This window comes from Paenibacillus tuaregi, from assembly GCF_900086655.1.
GTDB classification, from domain to species: Bacteria; Bacillota; Bacilli; order Paenibacillales; family Paenibacillaceae; genus Fontibacillus; species Fontibacillus tuaregi.
Map to the genome: position 1 here is coordinate 3,285,410 of NZ_LT575476.1, position 15,447 is coordinate 3,300,856.

Consider the following 15,447-nt stretch of genomic DNA (forward strand, 5'->3'; position numbering starts at 1 on the left):
TCTAAAAACAATTTTAATTATATTGTAATGGAAGGATTGATTACTGAATGACTACACCGAAACATTTGACTACGAGCACCGGCGCACCTGTCGGCGATAATCAAAACTCCATGACAGCGGGCAGCCGCGGTCCCACTCTAATCCAAGACTATCACTTGATCGAGAAGCTAGCCCACTTCAACCGGGAGCGAGTTCCCGAACGGGTCGTTCATGCCAAGGGGGCCGGAGCACATGGGTACTTCGAAGTGACCCAAGATGTATCAAGCTACACCAAAGCGGCGTTTCTGTCCGAAGTTGGCAAAAGAACTCCTTTGTTTATCCGCTTCTCCACGGTGGCCGGTGAACTGGGTTCTGCGGACACCGTTCGTGATCCGCGCGGCTTTGCTGTGAAATTTTACACAGAGGAAGGCAATTATGACCTGGTAGGGAACAATACACCAGTCTTCTTCATTCGCGATGCCATCAAATTTCCGGATTTCATCCATACCCAGAAACGCCACCCGCAGACCCACCTCAAGAATCCGAATGCCGTGTGGGATTTCTGGTCCTTGTCCCCGGAATCTCTTCATCAGGTGACAATTCTTATGTCGGACCGGGGGATTCCAGCCACGTTACGGCATATGCACGGATTCGGAAGCCATACGTTCAAATGGGTGAATGCGGAGGGCCAGGCCGTATGGGTCAAATATCATTTCAAGACTGAGCAGGGTGTGAAGAACATGGACGTGCAGCTAGCCGCCAAGCTGGCTGGCGAACACCCGGATTACCATACAGAGGATTTGTTTAATGCCATAGAAAACGGTGATTTCCCAGCCTGGAAGCTTTATGTGCAGATCATGCCGTTTGAAGATGCCGACACTTACCGTTTTGACCCGTTTGACGTGACAAAAGTATGGTCCCAGAAGGACTATCCACTGATTGAAGTGGGACGCATGGTTCTTGACAGGAACCCGGATAATTATTTTGCAGAAGTGGAGCAGATTACCCTCTCTCCAGGAAACTTCGTACCGGGTATCGAAGCATCACCTGACAAGATGCTCCAAGGACGCATCTTCGCTTATGCGGATGCCCACCGCTACCGTGTGGGAGCGAACCACAATACGCTTCCAATTAATCGTCCGGTTGCGGAAGTAAATAATAATCAACGCGATGGCGCCATGAGAGCGGACGGAAATGGCGGATCATCCGTGTACTATGAACCGAACAGCTACGGCGGCGCTGTCGAGTCGCCGGTTCACAAGCCAGCTCCATTCGCCGTATCCGGTCTGGCTGACAGTGTTCCATACGACAATAACGACCACTACACCCAAGCCGGTGATCTGTACCGCCTTCTTAGCGAGGAAGAACGTGAGCGGCTTGTAGCCAATATTGTTGCGGCAATGACCCCTGTAGATAAGGATGAAATTAAAATCCGCCAAATTGGTCATTTCTACAAGGCCGATCCGGAGTATGGCACCCGTGTGGCTGAGGGGCTCGGATTACCAGTTCCTCAAGGCGTGTAAGTCGATCATATATAACAAAAAAGAGGCACCCCAGATAATTTGAGGTGTCTCTTTCTTAATAGCTGTTTTCTTGAACGTTATTGCCAATTTTACCGAAACAAAACCGCTAGAGTATTTGTGGTTCTGTTAGTCCTGTCCAGGCTTTCCCCGGACAAGATCAGGTTATTAAGCCCAATTTCCTTGACGAAACACGGGTTCAATCGTGCCGTCCGGGAGTTCGCCGTCAATCTCCAGTTCAGGGCAGCCAATCATAAAGTCGACATGCGTTAGACTGACATTTGCTCCTCGAGCTAACAGTTCCTCTTTACTCAGCTTCGTTCCGCCTTTGATATTGACCGGGTAAGAGCTGCCAAGGGCAAAATGGCACGAAGCATTCTCATCAATGCCTGTATTATAAAAGATTCGGCCCATTCTTGAGATCGGCGAATCCTGCGGAACCAGAGCCATCTCGCCTAAATAAGAAGCGCCTTCGTCAGTTTCCAACAGAGAGGCCAGGTCTTCAAGCCCGGTTTGTGCCTCATAAGCAACGACTTTACCATCCTTAAATGTAAGTTTAATACCTTCAATCAACCGGCCGTTCAAGTTGAGTGGAAGTGTACTGCTGACCACGCCATTCACGCCGGTCCGCAGAGGCATGGTATATATTTCTTCTGTCGGCATATTGGCCACGAAATAGATCCCATCTTCATTCTCGTCTCCCCCGCCAAGCCACAAGTGCTCTTCAGGCATCTCTACTCTGAGATCCGTTCCGGGCGCTCTGTAATGAAGAGACTTGTAGCGCTTGCGATTCATTCGCTCTTGGCTTTCCTTCAGCTGCGCGATATGGGACTGCCATGCCGCAACCGGATCATCCTGATCAACCCGGTTCATCAGGAACACCGCTTCCCACATTGCCTGGATCCGCTGATCTCCCGGCAGATCCGCGAACACCTTGTCCGCCCATGCCTGGGTAGGGGCTTTAATCAGCGACCAAGTCACCTTATTGCTCCGGACATAGGAAGAGTACTTCTCCCGGGCCACTGCTGCAGCTCTTACCGCGGTGGATACTTTGGAGGAATCTATTCCCCGGAACAACTCTGGATCAGGCACTTTAATATGCAGGACCGCACCTCCACCTACGGCGAGCTGCTCCATCATATCAGCCTGCCATTTCGGATAATAGGCAAAAGATGAGTCCGGCGCCTTCTCATAGCGGATTCGGGTCACCTGCTCATCATCCCATTCAACCTGGACATATTTAGCCCCTGCTTCATAAGCGCTGGCGACAACCAGACGTGTGAATTCCGCAGTCTCGATCGGAGCCTGGATGATAAGCACTTGATCAGGCTGGATATTAACGCCTACCTTTATAACAAGCTCCGCATACTTCTTTAATAACAACTGAAAATCCTTGTCCACTTTCTACCATCCTCTCTATCTGCTGTGGTCCTATCGTATCACGATTTACAGTTCTTCCACCAGAGAACCAGGAAACGAGGAAACAGCCCACAGGCTTGCTCCAAATCATGGCCTAAGATGCTCAGATTATTGCCCTGCCTAAAAGAGCGCCCTGGTTCAGTATCCAGAACCAGACCCTGAAAACCATCTTAACAATGAAAAAGAGAGCAGCCGCTGATTGGCTGCTCTCTCTTGCTATCTGTTAAATTTTGAATTTGCTTACCGTCTCTTGAAGCTCCTCCGCCATCTTGCTTAGCATTGCCGCAGATGCGCTGATTTCCTGCATGGAGGCCAGCTGCTCTTCCGTTGTTGCCGCCACCTGCTCAATGCTGGCAGCCGTCTCCTCTGAGATATCGGCAACTTCTCCGATTGAGCCAAGCATTTTATCCGAATTCGCCGCCATAGCCTGAGAAGCCACGGATACCTGCTCGATCTGCTGGGCAACTCCGGCAATGGATTCGAGAATATGCTCGAAGGAACCGCCTGCCGTATCAGCCATGTCAATTCCCTGTTTCACTTCATGGATCACCTGCTCCATACTTGCCGCAGTCGTTCCAGAATCACGCTGGATTCCCGCGATCAATTCGGCAATTTGAGCCGCCGAGCTGCTGGATTGCTCCGCGAGCTTCTTGATTTCGGAAGCTACTACGGCGAAGCCCTTACCCTGCTCCCCAGCCCGCGCCGCTTCAATGGAAGCATTCAGCGCAAGCAGATTGGTCTGTGAAGCAATTGTAGTAATCACCTGGGTGAAGGCCTCGATGTCTTTAGAGCGTTCTCCGAGCGTGGTCACATCTTGAGCAAGATTGCTGACGGTTCCTCCAATAGCTTTCATCTGGTTCATAACGGATTGAATCGCTTGATTACCGTCTTTGGCCGTCTGCTCGGTATGTCCGGCAGATTCTGCCGCTTCGTGCGTGCTTTGCGAGATCGATTGAACCTGGCCGCCTATTCCATTCAAATCCTTGACGGTTGTATTGATTTCCTTCACCTGTTGGGCTGAACCACTGGAAACTTCCTGAACTGCGAGAGCCACCTGCTTCCCTGCCTCCGCAATTTGTTCTGAGCTGGCGGACAGCTGCTCCGAGGAAGCCGCAAGCTGCATCGCGTTATCATTAACTTTATGCAGAACGGTACGAAGGGAAGCCGCCATCTGATTGAAGTTTTTTCCAAGCAATCCGATTTCATCATGCCGTACCACTTCGATGGTTTCGGACAGATCACCTTCACTGATCCGCAATGAGGCTCTGTTGATTCTCCGCAGCGGCCGGAGAATGGCTACAATAATCACGGTTACAATAGCCGCTCCGACAAGCAGGGAAATGGCAAGGACAATAAAAGTGGACCTCAAGATTGGTGCAGCCTGGTCCGCCACTTCTGATTCATACATGGTTCCGGCGATTTTCCACCCGGAAGTTTGGTTAGTCGTAAATACCATTTTATTAAGGGTACCGTCGCTCTCATAACTGAAATTCCCGTTGTTGTCTTTGTAAAGATTTGTTAACATCGGACTTTCCTTGGCCGTAGACCCCGTTTTGTTTGCCGGATGATAGACAAACTTCTTATCTTTATCGATCAGGAACACAAATCCCTTTTGACCAATCTGAACGCTCTTTGTAATTTCAGCGAGTCGTTTGATCGTTACAGACATACCCACGACGCCTTTGCCATCCTTGCTCACCTTGGCAATTGTGACAACCTGATTTCCGCTTGCCTTTGACTCATAAGGAGATGTCACCACAATGCTGCCCTTGCTCGCAAGCGCCTCTTTATACCAGCCCCGCACCCTCGGATCGTAATCCGCTGCAATTTTGGTCACAGCGTTCGAGTCGAGGTACAGTCCATCATTCGTCCCAATAAAAACATTTTCTGTATCCGACTCTGCTGCTTTATACATAAGAAGATTACGTTTCACGCTTTCGCTGCTCCCAATGTTGGTGCCATTGTCAGACTTAACGCTGCTCAGGTCGGCAAGCTGGGATAACACTTCGATTTCTTTCTTTTTTGAGTTAAAGAAATCATTCAGCAAGGAATCCAGCAGTCTCACATTCCCATTGGCCGCAGCCGTCATCTGCTCGTTCACATTCTCCTTAGCTGTCTGATACGACACGTATGACAGGAGTATGGTAGGAGCAACCAGGATAATGGCAAATGCCCCAATCAGCTTGTTCTTTATGGAAAAGAACACCGTTTTTTCTCCTGCCTTGTCCCCGGATTGTTCACTCCCCCTTGCTGATTTAGTCCCTATTTGTTTTATCTTTTTCATTCGTCTCTCGACTCTCCCCCATTCGAAATTTCTCCACTCTCCTTTCATCGACATTTTTCGTCATTTATTTTAGTACCTAAACTTAATCTTTAATAAAAAAGTATCTGTATCCGGTTACATACAAATCTCAGTTGCAAAATATAAACGTGCCAGGTTGGGCAACCCCTCTCCCGGCACGTTTATTTTTTGTAAACCGTTAATTTTTCTTATACATTACGCTGTTCGTCACAATCCAACCAGATGGTTTACTTATGATCCCGTGTTGGCCTATCAAGGTGCAAATCCCTCCCGGCTAATCCGGATCTGGGCCTCATCGAAGGCTCCTAATAACCGTTCATACACGATGCGGTATGCGGATGGCCCGTACCAATCCTCCAAGCCCAGCTTCTCATATATGGAGCCTATGCCTAATCCGCGAGTCCTTCTTCCCCCGCTTCCATCACCCATGAAGTAATCATCCAGACATACCCGATCCACCACGGACCTTAGAACATCCGGAAAAGCAGCGCTGCTCGGAAGCACAGGAGCGATTGCCGCCTGAACCGGAACTCCAGATTTGGCCAGTTCACCAAGAGCTTTGAGCCTTGCAGGGATTGGAGGCGCAGATGGGCTAAACTGCTTCCGTATTTCGTCCAGGTCCGTCTCTATGGTCATGCTTATTCTTACGCGTTCTTTGAGCTTTAGGAACAAATCCAGATCGCGCTGGACCAGCGGGCTGCGGGTCTGGACGAGCAGGAAGTCCGGCGGATTTACAGCCATCACCTCAAGAAGAGATCGGGTTACCTTCTCCTGAACCTCAACCGGCTGATAAGGATCCGTGCTTGAGGACATGAAGATGGTCACTTTCCCTTTCGACTTGGCTCTTACAAGCTCTTTCTCAAGCAGGCCAGCCGCCTCTTTCTTAATGTCTATCCAGCTTCCCCATTCCTCACCCCGGAAGGTGGATACCGGCATTCCCCGCACATAACAATAAGCACATCCGAAGGAGCACCCGGTATAGGGATTCAGCGAATGCGTGTAATCCGCAAGAAAACCTGTTCCTTTGTTCAGCATGGTCTTGGGGTACTTATTCAGCAGTTTATAGGGCATCATGAAAAATCACCCCCAAACTGTACCTCATACCGGCGGTGATCTCACTTACTCCATGCCGAAGTGTGGTTCTGTAGTATCCTTTTGTTCCAGATACAGGTCTATATTGGGTCGGAAAGATCAGTCCCTCTCCCCGGTTAAGGGTAACCACACGGCCCCGGCTCTGGGCTCTTGGCCGCGCCTCAACCAGAAGAAACTCACCGCCTTCATAATCCAGCCCATACTGGTTCAGGGCAAACACGACCTGGAAAGGGAAGAACACCTCCCCGTACAAATCCTGGTGCAGGCAGTTGTATCCACCGGCCTCGTATTTCAGTATTAATGGTGTTGGACGAGTCTGGCCGCGCTGGTGACACCTCTGGATAAATTCATCCAGATTGGAGGGGTATCTAAACTCCTTCCCAAGCTGCTCATGCCACCGGTTGGCTGTCTTGGAGAGCTCCGGATAAAGACTTGTCCTTAATTCCTGAAGCCATGAGGGAAGCGGATTGCAGTAATACTTGTATTCTCCGTCCCCGAACCTGAACCTGCCCATATCGATCGTGCTGCGAAACAGCTCGTCCTGTTCATAGGTGCGGATGATGACATCACACCCTTCCTCATCCAGCAGAGCCGGCAGCTTGGCATACCCCTGCTCGTCAAGGCTTCCCTGCAGTTTGTTCCAATCCAGTCTGGCAACCTGATCTGCAATTTTATTAGGCATGCCGTGTTCTATCTTCATCTGACCACCGCCGTTCAACCTCAAGCAGCCGGGTTTTCATCTGAAGTCCGCCCCGGTAGCCAGTCAGGCTGCCGTTCTTTCCAATCACCCGGTGGCAGGGAACGGAGATCAGGACAGGATTGGCTCCAATTGCAGCCCCAACAGCCCTTACCGCTCCTGGTCTCTGGATAGTCTCAGCGATCTCTGAGTACGAACAAGTCTTACCATAAGGAATTTGGCGCAGTGCGTTCCATACCTCAACCTGAAAAGGAGTGCCGTAGAAATCAAGCGGGGCTAAGAACTGGGTGCGTCTTCCCCGCAGATACTCTTTCATTTCGTCAATATAGGGCTTCATATGCTGATCATTACACTCGATAGCAGCACCTGGGAATCGCCGGATGAGCCATGCGGCCATTTCTTCATAAGGCCTGTTCTCCGATCCCACATAACACAGACCTTGAGGTGTTGCCGCCATATAGAACTGCCATCCTTCATCCTCGAACAGGGTCCAATAGATGGTGTTCGCCGCTGCTGTTTTCATATTGGTTCCTCCATAAGCTCCAGTTTATATTTCTGCCGGTACTCGGCAGGTGAATAACCCGTTATTTTTTTAAATAAGGTGATGAAATACGGGGCGCTCGGAATGCCTACAGAATAAGCTACCTCATGTACAGACGAAGTCGTCTGCATCAGGATCTCTTTGGCTTTTCCAACCCGGTAACTCTGTATATATTCAACAGGTGTAACGCCCGTAATGCGCTTGAATGTCCGATGGAGATGATAAGGGCTACCATGGCACATATCGGCCAGCATATGGAGAGTCAACTTCTCCTTATAATGCGACTGGATACATGTCGTGATCTGCTCCACCCAGTCCTCATCGGGCAGCCGCTCCCCCGTGGGCTTGCAGCGCTTGCAGGGACGGAACTCCTCCCTTAGCGCCTCATTCGCACTTCTGAAGATTCGGACGTTGCCCCGGTTCGGCACACGGGATTTACAGGACGGTCTACAGAATATACCTGTGGTCTTTACCGCATAGAAGAACTGCTCATCGTAGGCGGCATCATTGCTGATTATTGCCGTCCAGTACTCATCCTTCATCAAGATCCCTCCTTGCCCTATTAACATTGTGGCCACTATACATAGTATACCCTTTGCTGCGGATTTCAGGGAGGATTCCAGGATGTAATAGCAAGATTACGAAACACCGCACCTCATCTTAGCACTCGTTTAAATGGGGTAGGAATAGCGTCAATTCGGGTAGATTCTAATGAGCGGATGAAACCAGAATTCCGCAAGCATATGCTGTAGCACATGTAGTTATACTTCTTTTTATTCTGGTGCATTTCATGAACTTCCCTTTCTTTGGTTATAGTAACAAGGATATTAACTCTAAGGAGGCACAAAGGATGTCTGAAAGCACGCACGAATTCGTGGAGAAGGTCCACGACAATCAGAAAAAGGCGGAGAAGAATAAGCACCGGGCCAAGGGAAATCCGGGTTCACAGCTGCCCAATAAGCAGCACAGTACCAACAAGTAATAAAAGAAGCCATGCAGACCATGTCCCTCGGGCCATGGTCTTGCTGCTCTTGCTTCTTCATCTTTCTTAATTAATTGCTGCAAGTATGATGGTCACTCTTCATGCCAAGGTTTCCCCAATCCATTTCGGGCCAGCTTCTTCCTAATTACTGTGCCATTTCCCCCAATATTTCAAATTCATCTGAGACCCGGCTTCATTCAAGTCCGCATCCCCATCATCACACCGTATCCTTTTTCCGCATTGGTTCGTGTACAGATCGTAAACCATTTTGCACAAACCAACGGAGGTGCCTGAAATGAGTCATTATGTCCCCTATGTTGTAGAACAGTCCAGCCGGGGTGAAAGAAGCTATGACATTTATTCACGGCTGCTTAAGGACCGGATCATCTTTGTCGGCTCCGCCATTGACGACCAACTTGCCAATAGCATTACAGCCCAGCTGCTGTTTCTATCGGCGGAAGATCCTGAGAAGGATATATTTATGTATATTAACAGCCCGGGAGGCTCCACCTCAGCCGGGTTCGGGATCTATGACACCATGCAGTATATCAAACCGGATATCCAGACAATATGTACGGGATTTGCCGCTTCCTTCGGCTCCCTTCTTCTGCTTGCCGGGACCAAGGGGAAGCGGTTCGCTCTTCCAAACAGCGAAATTATGATCCACCAGCCCCACGGAGGAGCCCAGGGTCAGGCCAGCGACATTGCGATCAGTGCGAAGCGGATTCTTCAAATCCGGGAAAAGATCGTTCAAATTACCTCGGACCGAACCGGCCAGCCATATGACAAGGTTGAGCGGGACATGGATCGGGATTACTTCATGTCAGCGCAGGAAGCTCTGGAATACGGAATTATTGACAAAGTCATTACATCGATTTAGTCGAGGAGGTGATTTGATGTTAAACCATTTGCTTAACAAAGAAGTGACCATACATTTTCTTGATGGTTCTTGTGTAAGAGGCGGTATTCTGGAGGCCATTGAAGAGAACTTTATCAACTACGCTGATGAATATCAGTCCTTGTACATTCCCGTTACCTCCATCCGGTCCATCAGTATTGACACCAAGGAGCGCCAGCGCCCACGTGTGGGCTTTGCCCAGTAACCATTGGGCCCCAGGAGACCGTTCCGAAAGCAAGCAATCTTACAGCAGAATGTGCGGCTTTTTTGCAAAAAGTAAACAAAGCGCCAATCCAAGCGAAACTATCCTTGGGCTGGCGCTTTGCTATTGTGGCCTTCTACATGCTTTACCGACATAGCACATTGTAGTATTTCCTCATACACCTCATTCCAGCCTTGATGGTATTTGCCTGCGTCTTCCGGTTTAATCAATATCCGCCCACCAGACTCATAACCGGCATCTTGTCTTTTCCAACTTAGACGGACCCTGGTTACCCCCCAGTTCACCTCAATTCCTGTCATGATTTGCTTCAGCTCCTGTTCGGATGAATTTGAACATCATGTGGTTGAATAGTAAATATCTTAGTGATATTATTATCGATAACATTGTATGTTAGCCTAAAATTTCTATTACCCATTTTCATATTACCAGCAAGGTTTCATACTTCTATGCACTGTGAGGAGCTTTTCATTTATGAACCGTATAGAACTGTTAAAAGAGTTATCCCGGCTGTACAATGACCATTATCAAATGTGGCAGCAGGAATGGAATAAGCGTCATACCTATGGACTTTCGCGCAACCACGAACTTATTCTGGAGCTTCTGGATAAGGAGGGCCCACTTAATCCCTCCAAATTAGCCGCGGTTCTAAAGGTGACCACCGGGGGAGTCACAGGTCTCGCCGATAAGCTGGTCAAGGCTGGTTACATTCAGCGCATCCGCGATGAAGAAGACCGCCGTGCCGTTCATCTGGCCATCACAGACGCCGGAAGGGCACTTGCTCATCAGACCCGGAGCCAGGGCCGCGCCCAGTTCGCCCATTTTTTTGATATGCTGACAGATGAGGAGCTTACCCAGCTAATTACTCTGTACCAGAAGCTGGTTAAGGTAAACAAAAATTTCTGACATGAAGAGAGACCGGCTAACTCTGGCCGGTCTCTTCCCTATTCCTCGCAGCAACAACCAATTCCTGCATCTTCCCCTATCAACCCCCACCAGGCCAAGTATGCTCAACCGGACTAAACAGCCATTTTAATATTTCTAAATAAACCCGATGAGCGCAACCACCGTGCGGGTCTACGCCAGAAGGCGGAGAACCATAGCAAATAAACAACCCAAGATTACCGTCCACAGCAGATTCCGGGTTTTGAAAGCAACAATAAATGTGAGCACGCCTGCAGCCAGATCCAGATGTTCATGAAGACTAAAGCCAGCTTCCGCATGAATAAGCTCCTGTCCCACCAATGCAGCCATCACCGCAATTGGAATGTGTCCCAGCCATCTCAGAAGCGGCTCTGGCAAATCAATCCGGCTTAACAGCACAAGCGGAATTACCCTGGGAAGCGCCGTAACCAGGGAACAAGCTGCGATCAGCACAAAAATATCCCATCTTATCTCCATCTCTCAATCACCGTCCCCACTGTTGCCGCTGTGATTGTCGCCGCAATGACACCTGCGCTCTGAGATAACCAAATTCCACAAATAACCCCCACGATCACCGCAGTTAATCCTACCACAAGATCGACCGTATACCTCTTCCGATGAACGATCTGCAGCACCAACAAGCCGATAAACATCGCCGGAAGCGCAAAATCTAGTCCAAGCTTCTCAGGGTCCTTAATCCATTCCCCCAAATAGGCACCGGCTAGATTAGCAGCAATCCAGTTCAAATATGCGGTAAGATTCAGGCCCTGCATCCAGCTGTTGTTTAACTGCTTAGTCTGAGAGGCTTGAGCGGAAGCCACCCCAAACGTCTCATCGGTAAGCAGCATACCGATTAAGGCATTCTTAATTGGCGATAGATGCCGGAAATACGGGGATAAGGCAGCGCTCAGAAGAAGATGCCTTAGATTCACGAAGAACACGGTAGCCACAATACCTGCCGTAGAACTCCCCGCTCCAATCATGCCCGCGAAGATGAACTGCGCTGAGCCCGCATACACCATTACACTCAGAAGACCGACCTCCATCATGCTGAGACCTGCCGTCTTCTCAATAATCCCTGCCGCAAAGCCAATGCTCAAATAGCCCAGTAATGTAGGGACACAGTCCTTGACTCCGCGGATAAATTGCTCTCTGTTCACTGGTTCCTAACTCCTGTCTCTCTATTTAGTCCCGACAAAATTCAATTATACCACTCCGCACGGGATGCTGGGTTATACCCGTTGAACGGGATACTAAAAGCCTCTGCCAAGGCAGAGGCTTTTAGTATAATAGACTGTATCAAATTTAAGCGAGAAGTTCCTCAATATCCTGCTCCATATCAAGCGGGTCCGTAGTAGCTTCAAATCTCTTTACAACCTCACCACTCGAGTTAATGAGAAACTTGGTGAAATTCCATTTAATCGAATCCCCTTCCATATATTCCGGATGCTTCTCCTGAATCACAGCCATCAAGAGCTTCGCCACAGAATGTTGGTGGTTGAAACCTTCAAATGGCTTGGAGCCAGCCAGGTATTTGAACAGAGGATGGGCTTCTTCTCCACGCACATCGATCTTCTGAAACATTGGGAAATTCACACCATAATTTAGAGTGCAGAAGGTATTAATCTCGTCATTACTCCCCGGCTCCTGGTCAGCGAACTGGTTGGAAGGAAACCCGAGGATTAAGAAATTTCTGTCCTTGTACCGGTCATACAGCTTCTGTAAATCTTCATACTGAAAGGTAAATCCGCACTGGCTTGCCGTATTCACAATCAACAAAGTCTTACCACGATAAGCTTCCAAAGAAATTTCTTTTCCATTCATTGCTTTAGCAGAGAAATTATATATACTCATCTTTGGTTATCCCCTTACAATATGTGTGTATTGTTACAGGGTTGATGGTAACAAATTAAAAGACTAATAGCCAGCCAAAATCTTGGTTAATTTCCATATAGGTTACAGATTTCAATGCAAATCATAGTCTTGTCACATTGTAATTTCGAAGCTTCATTCGGCGGCCTATGGGCGAATAGACTCTAGAGTGCCGGCCCCTCCTAAGGGTTGGGGCGGGAGCCCATTTTGCCGGGGCTGTATATCTGGATGCAATGATATGTTCCCTTCGTATAATAGTCTGATACATGCTGCGGTCCCTCAAGTGCTTAAACATCTCAAAACCCGGTCTTGTATTCGCTTCAATAATCCAGATCCGTCCACTCTTGTCCAGTGCCAGGTCGATGCCAAGAATACGGATACCCGGAAATGCCTGGTCAAGCGCTCTCGCCGCCCCGTAGGACACTTGGTCAATCTTCCTCAGGGATGTTTTGACTTTTGCAGAGTTGTGATGGATGGCATTTAGGACAGCCTCCAAGGCTACCGGTCTCCCTCCCTGACTGTAGTTCGTCAGGAACCTTCCCTTCGCACCGGCCCGGACGACTTTACCCGAGATATGCCACTTTGAATCCGGCTTCTGCATATATACCCGAATATCTATGAGCCTGTTCTTATACCGTGCAAGCGGAATCCCCTGCTGGATGATATATGATCTTCCCCGGTGCATACGCCCTCTGAGCGCATCCGCGGCGGAACGTTCTCTCACTCTCATACTCCTTAAATCCCATCCGATATCAACGATACCTCTTCCAGCCCTCTTTACTCTAATGATACCGACCCCTTGGCTTCCGTTGTCCGGTTTTACAAAAACCGACGGATAACGAAGCAGCATTCTTCGCAGATGGTACGGGTGATATCCGTGTGTCTCGGGAAGATGAGGGCGAAGAACCCTGGATCTCTGCATAGCGCGGGCTTTGAGCAGCTTGCTCTTGACCTTACGAAACGGCATTTCTCCATCTCCTCGTGTGTGAATTGATAGTAATATATGTTGAGGTGTGGAATGCCCGCCATGTATATCCGCCTTTATCAGCCTGGGATTTTCGTATCTCCTGTAACGTCTTACTTTCCTCAACTTGAGTGTCTTATTCGGTGTTTTTCCTGCTTATCGCTTTAAACTAGCTATTCGCTCTCTAGGCCACCTGTGTGAACATTACCCCTTCGTCCCCGCCGTAATATTCATGCCTTCAATGAAATATTTCTGGAAGAAAAAGAACAGGAGAACGACGGGCAGCAGAACAATCACCGAGCCTGCCATCAGATAGTGCCACTGGGTTGATTCGGTTCCTTTAAAAGTCTGCAGACCAATCTGCAGGTTGAACAAGGACTCCGAATTGATATAGATCAGGGGGCCGGTTAGGTCATTCCAAGCTCCCTGGAAGGTCATGATCGCCACGGTGGCTATCACCGGCATGGACAAAGGCAGCATCAGCCTCCACCATATGCGGAAGTGGCTTGCCCCATCCACCTTGCCCGCTTCGATCAGTTCATTCGGAATCGTCATGAAGAACTGGCGGATCAGAAAGATCTGAAAGGCGCTTCCGAAGAAGCCGGGTACGGTCAATGGATAATACGTGTTAATCCAGGACAGCTTGGAGAACAGAATATATTGCGGAATGAGTGTAACAAAGCTTGGAATCATCATCGTACCGAGCATGATAGAGAAGAGCAGTTTTTTACCCGGAAACCTGATTTTGGCGAATCCATAGGCCACAAACGTATTGGACAGCACATGGGAAAAGACCCCGATGCCTGCAAGCAGCAGCGTATTGAGCGTATACCGGGCGAAGTTCCCCTTCTCCCAAGCATGACGGTAATTCTCTAAATGAACCTCCTTGGGGAATAGGGTTGGCGGATAGGACATAATCTCCTGCATGGACTTCAGTGACGTGGAAATCATCCAGAAGAGCGGTGTCAGAAGCAGCAGACCTATCGCCGTCATGAACAGAAACAGCAGGATGGACATTCCCTTGCTGCGCATAGCCCCGGGTGATTGCTTAACCCCGCTGATACTTCCGTGCCTTCGTGAAGCTACCAGACTCATTACTGGTCCCCCCCTTCATAGTGCACCCACAATCTGGACAAGATCAGATTCACCAGGGTGAGTGCCAGAACAATCAAGAACAGGAACCAGGCCATCGCCATCGCGTAACCCATGTCAAACACTTTGAAGGCTTTCAGAAACATGTGCAGATTGTAAAAGAGCAGCGAGTTCATCGGCGCGCCCGGCTCGTTGTTATACCCCATCACATAGCCTTCCTGGAAGATTTGAAATCCTCCGATCATCCCGGTTACGATCTCAAAGAAAATAACCGGAGTAATCATCGGCAGGGTAACATGCCAGAACTTGCGGAACCGGCCTGCGCCGTCCAATTCAGCCGCTTCATACAGCCGTTTCGGAACAGACTGGAGACTTGCGAGATAGAGCAGCATCATGCCTCCCGCTCCCCATATTTTCATAAGAATCACAGCGTTCTTCGTCCAAGCCGGGTCAGTCAGCCAAGCCGGTCCATCCACACCGACCCAGCCAAGCATGAGATTCACAAGTCCAGCGCTCGGGGACAGCAGCATCATCCAAAGCACATATACGCCTACACCCGACAGAATGGACGGCAGATAGAAGACTGTGCGGAATATCCGGATACCGGCAACCTTGCGGTTCAGCACAACGGCCAGCAGCAGACCACCCGCTGTCTGCAGAGGTACACTAATAATTACATAATAGAATGTATTCCATAGCGATTTCCAAAACAGCGGATCATGACTAAACATCGTTTCATAATTCCGCAATCCGATCCAATTCATTCTTGAAGTAATATCATAATTGGTAAAACTGGCATATAGGGAGAACAGCATGGGACCTGCTGTGAACAGCAGAAACCCTGCAATCCATGGACTTGCAAATATATATCCCTGCCAGGCTTCCCTGCGGCTGAGAGCACTGCCGCGATAGCGTAGTGCGGTACGGGCCATGCTGCCCACCTTC

General features: G+C 49.2%; 18 protein-coding genes. 5 read left to right on the top strand and 13 right to left on the bottom strand.

All coding sequences use genetic code 11. From position 1 onward, the window contains the following. Positions 1-47: 47 nt before the first annotated feature. The gene (gene katA / locus BN6628_RS14745) at positions 48-1,502 is read left to right on the top strand and encodes a catalase KatA (protein ID WP_068618672.1); all 1,455 of its coding nucleotides are present in this window, start codon (positions 48-50) and stop codon (positions 1,500-1,502) included. 165 nt (positions 1,503-1,667) lie between these two features. On the opposite strand, the gene BN6628_RS14750 is transcribed toward katA, so the two are convergent. The 6 genes from BN6628_RS14750 to BN6628_RS14775 all read right to left on the bottom strand — a co-directional run bounded on the left by BN6628_RS14750 (position 1,668) and on the right by BN6628_RS14775 (position 8,092). Next, complete coding sequence (locus BN6628_RS14750) at positions 1,668-2,900, bottom strand: aminopeptidase (RefSeq protein ID WP_068618675.1); 1,233 nt, start codon at positions 2,898-2,900, stop codon at positions 1,668-1,670. 241 nt (positions 2,901-3,141) lie between these two features. Beyond that, positions 3,142-5,124 (bottom strand): methyl-accepting chemotaxis protein, encoded by a 1,983-nt coding sequence (locus BN6628_RS14755; protein WP_068618676.1) that lies wholly within the window; start codon positions 5,122-5,124, stop codon positions 3,142-3,144. 348 nt (positions 5,125-5,472) lie between these two features. Continuing rightward, a complete protein-coding gene (locus BN6628_RS14760; protein ID WP_068622324.1) occupies positions 5,473-6,291 on the bottom strand; it encodes an SPL family radical SAM protein in 819 nt (272 codons plus the stop codon). Then, complete coding sequence (locus tag BN6628_RS14765; RefSeq protein ID WP_068618678.1) at positions 6,281-6,994, bottom strand: 2OG-Fe(II) oxygenase; 714 nt, start codon at positions 6,992-6,994, stop codon at positions 6,281-6,283. Before BN6628_RS14765 ends, BN6628_RS14760 begins: the two co-directional genes overlap by 11 nt. Continuing rightward, complete coding sequence (locus BN6628_RS14770; RefSeq protein ID WP_068618680.1) at positions 6,987-7,532, bottom strand: methylated-DNA--[protein]-cysteine S-methyltransferase; 546 nt, start codon at positions 7,530-7,532, stop codon at positions 6,987-6,989. Before BN6628_RS14770 ends, BN6628_RS14765 begins: the two co-directional genes overlap by 8 nt. Further along, positions 7,529-8,092: a bifunctional transcriptional activator/DNA repair enzyme AdaA gene (locus tag BN6628_RS14775; protein WP_089153557.1), complete on the bottom strand. Its 564-nt coding sequence runs from the start codon at positions 8,090-8,092 to the stop codon at positions 7,529-7,531. Before BN6628_RS14775 ends, BN6628_RS14770 begins: the two co-directional genes overlap by 4 nt. 308 nt (positions 8,093-8,400) lie before the next feature. On the opposite strand from BN6628_RS14775, the gene BN6628_RS25690 reads away from it, so the two are divergent. The 3 genes from BN6628_RS25690 (at position 8,401) to BN6628_RS14785 (ending at position 9,635) form a co-directional block, all read left to right on the top strand. Continuing rightward, a complete protein-coding gene (locus BN6628_RS25690; RefSeq protein ID WP_082926922.1) occupies positions 8,401-8,532 on the top strand; it encodes a DUF4023 domain-containing protein in 132 nt (43 codons plus the stop codon). 295 nt (positions 8,533-8,827) lie between these two features. Continuing rightward, entirely contained in the window at positions 8,828-9,412 is a 585-nt protein-coding gene (gene clpP / locus BN6628_RS14780) for an ATP-dependent Clp endopeptidase proteolytic subunit ClpP (RefSeq protein ID WP_068618685.1), read from the top strand. 16 nt (positions 9,413-9,428) lie between these two features. Then, a complete protein-coding gene (locus tag BN6628_RS14785; protein WP_068618687.1) occupies positions 9,429-9,635 on the top strand; it encodes a hypothetical protein in 207 nt (68 codons plus the stop codon). Between the two features lie 98 nt (positions 9,636-9,733). Here the strand turns inward: BN6628_RS14785 and BN6628_RS14790 are convergent, their stop codons facing one another. Continuing rightward, positions 9,734-9,952 carry a hypothetical protein gene (locus tag BN6628_RS14790; RefSeq protein WP_068618690.1) on the bottom strand — a complete coding sequence of 73 codons (219 nt, stop codon included), beginning with the start codon at positions 9,950-9,952 and terminating at the stop codon, positions 9,734-9,736. Between the two features lie 172 nt (positions 9,953-10,124). Here BN6628_RS14790 and BN6628_RS14795 point away from each other — a divergent pair, with 172 nt between their 5' ends. After that, a complete protein-coding gene (locus BN6628_RS14795; RefSeq protein WP_068618692.1) occupies positions 10,125-10,556 on the top strand; it encodes a MarR family winged helix-turn-helix transcriptional regulator in 432 nt (143 codons plus the stop codon). 171 nt (positions 10,557-10,727) lie between these two features. Here the strand turns inward: BN6628_RS14795 and BN6628_RS14800 are convergent, their stop codons facing one another. The 6 genes from BN6628_RS14800 to BN6628_RS14825 form a co-directional block, all read right to left on the bottom strand. Next, a complete protein-coding gene (locus tag BN6628_RS14800; protein ID WP_068618693.1) occupies positions 10,728-11,051 on the bottom strand; it encodes an AzlD domain-containing protein in 324 nt (107 codons plus the stop codon). Beyond that, positions 11,042-11,734 (bottom strand): AzlC family ABC transporter permease, encoded by a 693-nt coding sequence (locus BN6628_RS14805; RefSeq protein ID WP_068618694.1) that lies wholly within the window; start codon positions 11,732-11,734, stop codon positions 11,042-11,044. The genes BN6628_RS14800 and BN6628_RS14805 overlap by 10 nt, the downstream gene beginning before the upstream one ends. Positions 11,735-11,879: 145 nt before the next feature. Next, positions 11,880-12,428 carry a glutathione peroxidase gene (locus BN6628_RS14810; protein ID WP_068618695.1) on the bottom strand — a complete coding sequence of 183 codons (549 nt, stop codon included), beginning with the start codon at positions 12,426-12,428 and terminating at the stop codon, positions 11,880-11,882. A gap of 121 nt (positions 12,429-12,549) precedes the next feature. Beyond that, the gene (locus BN6628_RS14815) at positions 12,550-13,413 is read right to left on the bottom strand and encodes a YheC/YheD family protein (RefSeq protein WP_068618697.1); all 864 of its coding nucleotides are present in this window, start codon (positions 13,411-13,413) and stop codon (positions 12,550-12,552) included. Positions 13,414-13,614: 201 nt separating this feature from the next. Beyond that, positions 13,615-14,505 carry a carbohydrate ABC transporter permease gene (locus BN6628_RS14820; RefSeq protein ID WP_235847648.1) on the bottom strand — a complete coding sequence of 297 codons (891 nt, stop codon included), beginning with the start codon at positions 14,503-14,505 and terminating at the stop codon, positions 13,615-13,617. Further along, complete coding sequence (locus BN6628_RS14825) at positions 14,505-15,434, bottom strand: carbohydrate ABC transporter permease (RefSeq protein ID WP_068618699.1); 930 nt, start codon at positions 15,432-15,434, stop codon at positions 14,505-14,507. Before BN6628_RS14825 ends, BN6628_RS14820 begins: the two co-directional genes overlap by 1 nt. Positions 15,435-15,447 lie beyond the last annotated feature (13 nt).